11 protein-coding genes are annotated in these 11,348 nt (G+C 34.5%); 6 read left to right on the top strand and 5 right to left on the bottom strand.

Going from position 1 to position 11,348, the window contains the following annotated elements:
• Window positions 1–942 precede the first annotated feature (942 nt).
• The 5 genes from F0460_RS04005 (at window position 943) to F0460_RS03985 (ending at window position 4,376) form a co-directional block, all read left to right on the top strand.
• The gene (locus tag F0460_RS04005) at window positions 943–2,124 is read left to right on the top strand and encodes a hypothetical protein (RefSeq protein ID WP_150010481.1); all 1,182 of its coding nucleotides are present in this window, start codon (window positions 943–945) and stop codon (window positions 2,122–2,124) included.
• Between the two features lie 490 nt (window positions 2,125–2,614).
• Entirely contained in the window at window positions 2,615–3,220 is a 606-nt protein-coding gene (locus F0460_RS04000; RefSeq protein ID WP_150010479.1) for a cyanophycin synthetase family protein, read from the top strand.
• 108 nt (window positions 3,221–3,328) lie between these two features.
• The gene (locus F0460_RS03995; protein WP_150010477.1) at window positions 3,329–3,535 is read left to right on the top strand and encodes a hypothetical protein; all 207 of its coding nucleotides are present in this window, start codon (window positions 3,329–3,331) and stop codon (window positions 3,533–3,535) included.
• Between the two features lie 102 nt (window positions 3,536–3,637).
• Complete coding sequence (locus tag F0460_RS03990) at window positions 3,638–4,027, top strand: YtxH domain-containing protein (RefSeq protein WP_150010475.1); 390 nt, start codon at window positions 3,638–3,640, stop codon at window positions 4,025–4,027.
• A 148-nt stretch (window positions 4,028–4,175) separates the two neighbouring features.
• Window positions 4,176–4,376, top strand: a complete 201-nt coding sequence (locus F0460_RS03985) for a CsbD family protein (RefSeq protein WP_150010473.1) — start codon at window positions 4,176–4,178, stop codon at window positions 4,374–4,376.
• A gap of 1,123 nt (window positions 4,377–5,499) precedes the next feature.
• Here F0460_RS03985 and F0460_RS03980 read toward each other — a convergent pair.
• The 4 genes from F0460_RS03980 to F0460_RS03965 form a co-directional block, all read right to left on the bottom strand.
• The gene (locus F0460_RS03980) at window positions 5,500–5,997 is read right to left on the bottom strand and encodes a VOC family protein (protein ID WP_223810756.1); all 498 of its coding nucleotides are present in this window, start codon (window positions 5,995–5,997) and stop codon (window positions 5,500–5,502) included.
• Between the two features lie 85 nt (window positions 5,998–6,082).
• Window positions 6,083–6,961, bottom strand: coding sequence for a helix-turn-helix domain-containing protein (locus F0460_RS03975; protein WP_150010471.1), 879 nt, complete (start codon window positions 6,959–6,961; stop codon window positions 6,083–6,085).
• A gap of 136 nt (window positions 6,962–7,097) precedes the next feature.
• Complete coding sequence (locus tag F0460_RS03970; protein ID WP_223810755.1) at window positions 7,098–7,418, bottom strand: winged helix-turn-helix transcriptional regulator; 321 nt, start codon at window positions 7,416–7,418, stop codon at window positions 7,098–7,100.
• Between the two features lie 39 nt (window positions 7,419–7,457).
• On the bottom strand, window positions 7,458–8,474 hold the full coding sequence (locus F0460_RS03965) for an LLM class flavin-dependent oxidoreductase (protein ID WP_150010467.1): 1,017 nt from the start codon (window positions 8,472–8,474) through the stop codon (window positions 7,458–7,460).
• Window positions 8,475–8,779: 305 nt separating this feature from the next.
• Here F0460_RS03965 and F0460_RS03960 point away from each other — a divergent pair, with 305 nt between their 5' ends.
• Window positions 8,780–9,943, top strand: coding sequence for a metallophosphoesterase (locus F0460_RS03960; RefSeq protein WP_150010465.1), 1,164 nt, complete (start codon window positions 8,780–8,782; stop codon window positions 9,941–9,943).
• A 164-nt stretch (window positions 9,944–10,107) separates the two neighbouring features.
• On the opposite strand, the gene F0460_RS03955 is transcribed toward F0460_RS03960, so the two are convergent.
• Entirely contained in the window at window positions 10,108–11,148 is a 1,041-nt protein-coding gene (locus tag F0460_RS03955; RefSeq protein ID WP_150010463.1) for a T9SS type A sorting domain-containing protein, read from the bottom strand.
• Between the last annotated feature and the right edge of the window lie 200 nt (window positions 11,149–11,348).

The following is an 11,348-nucleotide window of genomic DNA, read 5'->3' as shown; positions in this document are numbered from 1 at the left end:
TTGTGTGAAACACCGTTTCGATCAAATCGAAGATTCACGATTTCATTAATTTATAAATAGCAATTGATCGTATATAGCCTCAAAAGTGAATTTCGACCGATTAAAAGATCGCCGAAAAAACACTTTGCTTCTTTGGTGTTTCAAAGAAGAGTAAAACCGAAATGTTTCTATTAGGAATTAGTGAGATTAATTTCCCTAATAGTCAAACAGTTTATTAAAAAATATAAACTAGAATCACAAAAACAAATCATTAAACCTACAAGGTTACCAAAACTTCGCAGGTTAAAAAAATGTAAACGATAAACCCTAAGCTCTTTTTGGGCTTTATGGAGTAGCCCCATTTAAACTTTTTGTTCATTAAATTCTCAATTAAAATCAAATTGAATAATATAAAGGATCCAGTGACATTAGATTTTCGACGAGTGTCAAAAATGTTGAAATTTCCGTGAAAAGAAATGCTGTTTGAGAACTTGTTCGAGTTTATTTCTTTTAGGAAATGAAACATATTTTGACCGGTGAAAAGCTGAAGTCTTGATTTTTTGGTTCGTTTTGCATCAAGGCAAAATGAACGGAAGAAGTTAAGAATCGAGGGCCATTATCATTAAATCGAGCGTTGACAAGTTGCAGTAAGCGCAAAATCATAAGAGAGCAAAGCGAAATCGAAGATTCATGAATACATTATTATAAATAGAAAAGAATGAATATTTTTTTATGATTTAGCTTATAAAACGTAGTCGAACGTTTTAATGATACGGCAAGATAAAAGAAATAAGATTTTTGCTTCTTTTGATCTATCAAAAGAAGAGAGAAACCAAAATATTTCTATTCCGCATACAGAATCTAGTGTAATAGGTCAAAAACAAGAAGCCTGTCCTGATTGCCATCGAGATTAAAGCACCATTCCCCAAAAAAATATAACTTTACATGTTGTAAAATAGATATATGAAGGCTGCAGAAATACTGGATAAATTATCCGCAACAAAAAAAAATAAGATTGCACAACTGAACGTACGTGAAGTAGAACAGCAGACAGACGGAAGTTACATCGCATTTGTTGATGATGATGCTGAAAGTTTCGATGTCTCCCTCACATTAAAAAGCACAGAGGTAACAAGTCACAGTTGCGATTGCGGTTCAGCAGAAACTTTCTGTATACATAAAACAGCATTGCTTTTAAATATTAAAGACAGCATAACAGGAAAAATACCAGGTAAGAAGGTACGCACAAAGAAAGCGGCAAAGCAAAGTAAGGCACAACAAATCCTTCAAGATCTTACCCTTCCTCAAATAACCGCGTGGCTTCACGATTACTTCAGTAAAAATAAAGAGGCAGAAATGATGTTTCTGTTGGAATTCTCGGCTAAAACGATAAATTTCGAAATAAAAGAAATAGAAGAGATTATTCAGAAAGCGTTCACTTCCGTAATGGCGAAACGTAAAAAAATAGAATTAAACGAACTAAAAAAAATCATCCAGTACCTTGAACAGTCTCTGGAGCCTGTTTTTCAGTATATGCAGTCGCTAATTGCACAGGAAAAAGCCTTCCTTTTTTTAGAAGAGATCATTGCAAGCCTTAACAACAAATATTATAAATACCGGGTACCGGGTACAAGGCTGCAGAAATACCAGCTTGCAATTATTGAAAAATATGCGCTGATGTTGAACAATTTGCAAGACAGTTCCTTATGGAAGGCACAGTCCGATTATTTAGTCGGCAGGTTTTTTGAAGTTGATTTTGGAAAAGGGGTAATAGTAAACACTATTGCCAGTATATATGCAAACGCCCACAAAGAACAGAAAGACAATCTTTCATCATCGATAGCCCGAAATTTAAACGAGTTTTTAAACGAAGGTTTCAAACTGCCCTTGGAAGCAGAACAGGTATTGTTACAGATCCTTGTGGCTAACGGAGATTTAAAAAACTGTCATGCCTATTTTTCCATTTATCCTTACGAAAACGAATTCAACATCATGCTGTTGGAGGCTCTTAAAGAAATTGATCCTGATAGGGCACTGCACTATTGTTATCAGGCTGTAGCACTTAATACCAAAGTAGAATACAATGTTCCGTACCTAAAAATTATTGATTATATCATGGAAGTGAACAATATAACCAGAAAATAATTGAAGTAGCTAAAGCACGAATTGTTTAATATGGAACAGAGGGATGCTGTTCTAATGTTTGTAAAAGAGCGGTTTTTTTTTGCTGATTTACAGTCTGCTTTAACAACCTTCTTGAATAAGGTTTATTATTGTTAGCCTGACGATTTAACGACAAAAGTTTTTCAGGCATTCTAATAAATGAATAGTTAAAAGACCAGTAAAAAAATTCTACACTTTGTATACTAATTCTATAAGATTTAAGTATATTACTTAACCATTATGCCTTAAGCACACTTTTTTGTTTGCAGATTTAGTTCTTAATAAAAATTTAATTTTAATCATGTAACAACTTTTTTTTTAGTTAAATAGCTCAATTTTATAGAAAATTATTCTGGTAATAGTGTCTTAATTCTACAGTTTTATATGATCATTAGTCGTATCAAGTGCAATTAAAAAAGAAGACTGCTTGTATTGGCACAATTTTTCATACTTTTTAATTAAAAGAAAAGCCATGGAAATCGAAAAAATACAAGTTGTAAATGCCTCTCATATTTGGGGCGCAGAAACTAAGAAATTAATCCAGATGAGATTGAATATCGGTGATCTGAAATTGAAATCTACAAATGAAATCGAAGGGTTTTCACACCGCATTAAAACACTCATTCCAAGCCTTTATTCTCGCAAATGTCAGCAGGGTGTCACGGGCGGATTTTTCAGATCACTAGATAATGGTATTACTATACCAGAGGTAGTTGCGCATATCGCTGCAGAACTGCAGACTCTTGCAGGTAATGAAACGGACTTTAGCACTGCAGTAATATTAGAAAATGAAGAAATATACAATATTGTAGTATCATACATACATGAAGATGCAGGTATGTTTGCCGCAATGGTGGCTGTTGAAATTGTAGAAGCACTGCTTAAAGGCACACCGTATTTTATCAGATACGATATTGAACGACTAAAAGAAATAAATAAAGAAAGTAGGCTTGCGTCGATTACTTCAAAAAACAAACAGCAGTATTTCAAGTTAAATCATCACGAAACTGTTAAGGTGGGTTATGTTATTAATCATCACAGCAAGCAAATAAACCAGTCATTGCAGCAAGCCAGATAGTTTTGCAAAAGGTAGCTGTGTTGTATTAATTTTTTGAGCCTTTGTAAGGACTTAAAAAAATAAGCACTTTGGCAATCAGTAATTATTAATCTTGTAAATAAAAATCCAATGACTAAAGTTCTTAGATGGAAAGAATTTCCTCTATGCCAGCCAGCGCAGTCAGGGTGGTATATGATCAATTGTAAAGTTAATAATATGTACATAACCGTAATGTCATTTTTTGACACTGGAACGGCTTCATGGTACGAAGGGACTTCTAAAGAAAGAAATTTTGTAGGGGTCGCGGCATTCGATCCTAAACAGATTAGTGGGTAGCTGTTGAAAGCAGCATTGCTTATGAAATTCATGACAAAACTATATGCTGCTTTGGCTTTCCAAATAATTAAAACAAACATTAAACCTTAAAAAGTAGAAATTATGAGACATTTGATAAAATTTGGAGCTGTATTGGCTGGAGCTGCAGCAGGTGCCGCAGTCGGAGTTTTACTTGCACCTGGAAAAGGAACAAAAACACGCCATAAGATTTTAGATAATTTAAAGGCAGGCATTGGAGCTGTGAACGATTCAAAGAGCACTTTTAGCAATATGCTGCTGGATTTTGTTTCGGAAAAAGAAAACAATTTCGATAAAAAACTTCGAACGATTACCGATCGTGCTTCAAATCAAAAGGAAGAGGTGATTGCAGCATTGGAACGTAAATTATCCGAATTAAAAAAAGTCGCAGATCATGTGAAACCGAATACAAAAGCAGATATAAAAGATGATATTGTATACAAAGCGGCATACGAAACCAAAGCAGATATTTAGATGTGCAGTAGGCAGCATGGTAAATGAAATCAAAAATAGATAAAACTTGAATTTTAAAGGAATAAAAATGCTAATGTTCTCTTAAGAATTTTGCTTATCCGTAATGAACCGAGTAACTTTAATATATAATTTTAAAAAATGTAATGCTATGGACAGATTAGAATTAGAAGGAAAATGGAATCGTGTAAAAGGAGCCGTTAAACAGAAATACGGTGAATGGTTTGATGACGATAAAGCTTTCGCAGAAGGAAAATTTGATGAAATTTTAGGTAAGATGCAGGAAAAATCAGGTAGAACTCGTGAAGATATCGAGCGTGAAATCAGAGATTGGGACGAGCGCAGTATCTAATTTATCGGTAAATGTTATCAACACATTTTATATAAACCACCTCAGTCGGGGTGGTTTTGCTTTTAATAAATCTTTAGAGGCAGGTTGGTAACACGAATAAATTTCAATCGAAAAATTAAATACTAACCAGAATCAAAAACCGACATTATAAAAAAGCCGTTAAGCGATGAATGTTTTTGCACGTTAAGAACAAAATGCTGTTTGAGAGCTTGCTCGAAATCGAAGATTCATGAATACATTACAATTAAATAATAAGGAATGAATAGTTTATTTTGTTTAGTGTAAAAATTTGAAGAGTAGGTTTTTTTATGGAGTCTTGACCTTTTTGGTTCGTTTTTGTGTCAAGACAAATCGAAGATTCACAGCTTCCAATACGTAAAATAATTCGTTGATGTAAAAATGAACAATAGAAATTAAGAAGCGAAATGTCTAATTGTAAATAGGAATTGTAAAATAAAAACAAATCAAAAAACATAAAGCCAAATCCTTTTTTTTGACTGTGTAGAGTAGGCCCATTTAAGCTTTGGGTTAACTAATCACAACTCTTAGAACTTTATTGAAAACTGAATAGAAAATAAACTCAGCGGTATGAGCTTTTAGTCAGCCTGTCCCGATTCTCGGGAAGTGTCGAGCCACTGCATGAAGCGAGAGCAGATCGGGGTGTGAAACACCGTTTCGATCAAATCGAAGATTCACGATTTCATTAATTTATAAATAGCAATTGATCGTATATAGCTTCAAAAGTGAATTTCGACCGATTAAAAGATCGCCGCAAAAACACTTTGCTTCTTTGGTGTTTCAAAGAAGAGTAAAACCGAAATGTTTCTATTAGGAATTAGTGAGATTAATTTCCCTAATAGTCAAACAGTTTATTAAAAAATATAAACTAGAATCACAAAAACAAAGCATTAAACCTACAAGATTACCAAAACTTCGCAGGTTAAAAAAATGTAAACGATAAATCCTAAGCTTTTTTTGGGCTTTGTAGAGTAGTCCCATTTAAGCTTTGTGTTCATTAAATTCTCAATTAAAATCAAATTGAATATTAACCAGAATCAAAAATCGACATCATAAAAAAGCCGTAAACCGATGAATGTTTTTACAAGTTTAAAAACAACGCTTGTTACGGATTGTAAACACCATTAAAAAGAATAACCCTCCATCCATCAGGATCTTCATACGTTTCGCTTTTATCTTTCCAATACGGATTTTCAGGTTCAACAGGTAGAGTCCCCATTTTCTGTATTCTTTCGTTGGCTGTTTTGTACGCTTCTGTATCGCTGTAGTAAAAAACCATAAGATGCTCTTTTGTAGGTTTGGGTAATTCGGTATAATGTTCGTATTGTGTAAACTCCAGATGATGTGCTTTATCTAGCATTGCCAGCATAATACCGTCGTATCCTGCATGCCCTTTAAATGATCCTAATACTTCTAACCCTAGGGCTTCTGTATAGAAAATCTTAACCTGTTCCAGATTATTGGTAGGTCGTGCAGTTCTAAACTGTACTGCCTGCATTTTTTTTCCATCTGTTGCTTCTTCAGTAATTGCAATGCTTTTACAGGAAAGTAGGGAAGCGCCTGCAAATAATGTTGCTATTGCCCCAGTTAATTTTTTTATCATGGTAAGCTGCTTTAAAATTAAGTAGCAAAGTTTCATAATAAAGTAATTTTAGGCAATTGCAAAAACGCGGTTTGTATTGGCAGTTTTACGGTTTCGTCCGAAATTCGACTGGAGACACTCCTTTTAATCCTTTGAAAAAGCGTGAAAAAGAAGCTGCAGATGTAAATCCCAATTGGTACGAAATACTTTTTATACTCAGGGTAGAATAATTAAGCAGTTGTTCCGCTTCTAAAATAATCCTGTTCTGAATAAGTGAAAGTGCCGCTGTTCCCGTATGATTCTTTACACATTCACTCAGATATTTTGCAGAAAGGTTCATTAAACCGGCATATTCTTTTACCGTTTTTAGGGTACTGAAATGTTTATCAGTCAGTTTGCGAAATTGGTACAGCACCTGATACTGCCTGTTTATAAGCTTGTCAGAATTTATCAGACATAGTTCACATACTCGGTTGTAATCGTAAAGGATCTGTAAAATATACAATCTGCTGACTTCGGTACAGAAAGGCGACTGTTGATCGTTTTCTTCTTTAATTTTAGTGATCTTATAAAGGGTATCGCTAAAATCTGCGGTATTCAGATCAAAAATAGACGCATATTCAGGACTTATGTACAGCAGTTCGTCCATAATTTCAGTTTTTACAAATCCCTTTTTCAGAAAATCCGGTTTAAACAACAACAGAAACGCTTTAAAATCTTTTGAAATATCGCTGATTGAAAAAGAAGTGTGTGCAGGAATGACAGATAGGGAATGAGAAGATGTTAAAAACCTGTGCTGACCTACTGTGGTAGTACAGTTTCCGGCGGTACAAAGAAATACGGTCTGAAAATTTAAGGTTACTGCATCAAATGACAACATTTTATGATCAGTAGTAAGCACACAGAAATCGACCTCTACAGTACTTTTAGGTTTACCGGTGGTAATTTTAAGAAAATCTTCGATCTCTAAAAACTTTAAGGTCATCGTATTCCATTTTTGTGAGCGTAAAATTACAAAACCTTTTTAAATGTAATCGATCTGATACCATTTGATATAAAAAGTCCCCGAATTAGGGACTTTTAGTTTTTAACAATATAAAATAGTAAAGCAGGCATTCGTATCAGATAGTCGGAAATATCTTTTTCCTGTGAGTGATTCCCCAGTCTTTAAGTGCACGGATAATAGGTGTTAAACTGTCTGCATAAGGTTCAAGCTGGTACGAAATCTTTACAGGATAATCATCAATGACAATTCTTTTAATCAGTTGGTGCTGTTCCAGATCTTTAAGTTCCTTTGCCAGCACTTTTGGACTGATACCAGGAATACTTTCCTGAATATCGGTAAAACGATCATTGCCTGCACCGACTGAAATAATAATTGGAACTTTCCATTTACCATTGATAACGTCTAAAGTATCTCTTACGGGTAGTATGGTTTCCATACAATCACAGTGGACTTTTTTTTGTGCCATTTATTTATATTAAAGATTATTAGGGTAGTTTATCTCGTTCATTACTTCAGCAAATAGCTTCACAGATTTAAGCCTGGCTTTTATGTCATAAATGGTCGATACCATAATCAGTTCGTCTGCCTGGGTGTCTTCCAAAAAGGCTTTTGTCTGTTGTTTTACTGTTTCTTTTGTGCCCACAAAAGAGTACTTAAGCATTTGATTCAAACTTGGATGCTGAAAGATATCTTTAAGATCTTCGGTCATTTCAATTGGTGCATGCAAAGGTTGTGAAGTTCCGGTTAAGATACCAAAAAACATTCTGATCAGTGAGGTGAATAATTTTTGTGCTTCTTCATCGGTATCGGCAACAATAACGTTCACTCCTGCAATGGTGTAAGGTTTCTCTAATACTTCGGAAGGTTTAAATTCTTCGCGGTATATTTTCAGTGCATGCATCAGATGATTGGTTGCAAAGTGGCTTGCAAATGCGTACGGAAGTCCTTTCTGTGCTGCCAGATACGCGCTGTCGGTGGTAGAACCCAGAATATAGATCGGAACGTCAACACCTTCAGCGATCGGTGCCCGTACTTTTCCTTTGTTGTTTGCTGCCGAAAAATAATGCTCTATCTTCTCAATTTCTGCAGGAAATGAATGTGCCGCCTTCATAAAGTCAGATCTTATGGCTTCTGCAGTAAGCATATCTGTTCCCGGCGCTCTTCCCAAACCTAAATCAATTCGGTTTGGATATAAGTGGGCAAGGGTTCCAAATTGTTCTGCTATTATCAGAGGCGAGTGATTCGGAAGCATAATCCCTCCTGATCCCACTCTTATCGTTTTGGTGTTTTCGGCCACATAACCAATTAGTAGGGAGGTAGCGCTACTGCCAACCGAAGCCGAATTGTGATGTTCCGCGAACCAGTATCTTTTATAATCATGCGCTTCTGCTAGTTTCGCCAGTTCTAGTGAATTATGAAGGGTCTCTCGGAATGTGCTGCCTTCAGAAACGATGGCAAGTTCTAAAATGGAGTATGCTGTATGTTTGTTCATTTTTTTAAATTTATGTATAGAATCAGGAAAGTCTGTTTCACTACAAAATTACTTTAAAATGACTAACTAAAAGATAGTAGTTACCTGAAGGAAAGTACAATTAACTTATTGTTTGGAATAAATAGTAGTTTTATATTTAATTCATCTTTGATATAGTATTTTAAAACTCAAGTTGTACATTTGATTTTACATATTTTAAAGCTATTTTCTGTGTTATATTTGGATATCTGTTTTATCAAATTCAACAGTTTTAGTTTTAAAATCTCTGCGAGCTTTTCATGTAATTAAAATATATTTTTCAAATTATGAAATTAAAGATTTTAGCCTGTGTTTTTGCATGGCTTGCTGTTGATTACTTATTCTTTACTGCTGTTAAAACAGTTACAGACAATTACCTTATATATACAGCTTACTGGCTTTTTGAGGTAGTGCTCATTGGAATGGCTGTATTTGGTATGATGCAGAAGAAGACTGGTTTGGTGGCACGATTAATTACAATCTTGCTGCTTACCTTTATTTCGAAATTGTTTACAGGCGTTCTATTGCTTACTATTGATATTGTAAGACAATTCGCAGGCTTTGAATCAAGAAGTATTTTGATAACGGGCAGCATGATTGTCTTTTCTCTTGCTTTCGTATTGATTCTGATGATAGTGCTGCGCCAAAGCAGGCATCATTACAAAATACACAAAACTACCATATCGTTTGCAGACTTGCCTGAAGCATTCAACGGATTTACCATTACACAATTATCAGATATCCATGCGGGGAGTTTTACAAGTAAAAAAGGTGTACAAAAGGGAGTGAATCTTGTAAATGCACAAAACAGCGATGTTATAGTTTTTACCGGTGATCTCGTTAATAATAGCGCAGCCGAAATGGAACCATGGATTGATACATTTGCCCAACTGAATGCACCCTATGGTATGTTCTCTATATTGGGTAACCACGATTATGGTGACTATATAGCATGGGAAAGCCCAGCTGTAAAAGAGCAAAATTTGATACGTTTGAAAGAGATACATCAGGAAATAGGGTTTCAATTATTATTGAACGAATCTGTTGAAATACAGAAAGAAGATGCATCTGTTGGACTTATCGGGGTGGAAAATTGGGGTAAAGGAAATTTTCATCGTTATGGCGATCTAAACAAAGCAATAGAGAGTGTCTTGCAACAACCTTTTAAGATATTGCTGTCGCACGATCCATCACACTGGGATGCTGTTGTAACAGATTATCAGCCACTAATACATCTTACACTGTCGGGGCATACGCACGGAATGCAGTTTGGTTTTGAATTTATGGGTATTAAATGGAGTCCTAGTAAATACATTTACCAGCGTTGGGCAGGATTGTATGAAAGTTATGGACGTTATCTTTATGTAAATCGCGGATTTGGTTTTTTGGGTCTCAAAGGCAGATTGGGTGTTTGGGCAGAGATTTCGGTAATTACATTGAAACGTGGCTAAGCATAGACATTGTTCTAAGCCATTTATATTTTTTTTTTAAAAGGTTCAGATTATAAAGTCGGAACTCTAAATACCCACTTTACGGGTTAGTACCTAAATTTAGTTAGTAAAGAAACCACTCTATTGAGTGGTTTCTTTGTATTTAGTACAATATACAATTGTTATTACTTCTTCATTATCTTCTTAAAAAGAATACCTTGATCAGTTTTAATATGTATCATATATATTCCCGATTTTGCAAAGGAAAGATCAATCTGCACATTTGACTTGTTATCAAAATTCTTAGTAAGTATTAAACGTGAATTAGTGTCGTATACATCAATTTTCTCAACAAGAACATTTTCGTTGTTAGTAATATTAATGATGTCATCCACAGGGTTTGGGTATACATTGAAGTCAGTTGTACTTACTTCATTTGTGCTTAGTGATGCGGATTTAACCGCTGATACTTTATAATTGTCGTATTGCATTGGTACCTCCATATTTCCCTGTAACATGTAGCCGGCAAAATATATTTGTGCTGGTTGATCGTTTTTTAAGCTGACCGTAGGAACGCTTCCTGCAATATTTTCTGAAGGAATCTGGAAATATACCAGATCATTAGCATAATCTATTTGATAGTAAACCTTTACCCAGGTATCCGGTTTTAGGTAAAGATCTGTTTGATTTGATCCAAAAAGAATGAATTTAAGATCGGGTACACCTTGAATAATCAATCTGGTCATTCCTCTGAATCTTCCTGTTTCAGTTTCATATTGAAATCCTGCAATAATGGTACCGTTTGCTGTAGATGTAATATTCCTGTGATAAGCTTCAACACCTACACCTCTGGAATTACCTGTATAAAATTCGAATTCTACCCTTAAAATATCATTTCCGGAATTTCTATTTTGCCACCCTCCACCCGGTAGGTTTTTCCATGCGAATTTAGCAGAATTATTTGTTTGGGTAGATGGAGTTATCGGAGTGGTTATTTGTAAAATATTGCCTTTGGTATTTTCTGACTTAATCTGAAAGTCGGGAAATTTTCCGCCAATTTGTACTTCTGTTAGCCAGTTTCCTTGACCAGGTACCGATCCTGATAAGTCACTGCTCAAATTGCCTATCGTGTAATTATCAAAATTCTCATCTATTAATGACTGCGCATTTGTTAAATTAGTTAGAGATAATAATAGTAAAGAAGATAAAAATAGTTTTGTTTTCATATATTTAATTAAATTAATTGAGTAAATATAATTATTTTTTAAACATATTGATTTTAAATTATGTGACTGATTTATTTTCTTTGTTAAAAAATATTGAATAATATCTATGATGTAAAAAGCAGAAGCTATATACTTAAAAGTTTAAGATAAGTATTTTAAGCTGATTTAAATTGAGGATCAGAATGAAAGTATTGATAATA

It is taken from the genome of Paenimyroides baculatum (assembly GCF_008629655.1).
Lineage (GTDB): Bacteria > Bacteroidota > Bacteroidia > Flavobacteriales > Flavobacteriaceae > Flavobacterium > Flavobacterium baculatum.
The sequence above is the reverse complement of the archived record's forward strand: the minus strand, read 5'-3'. Positions and strand labels throughout refer to the sequence as shown.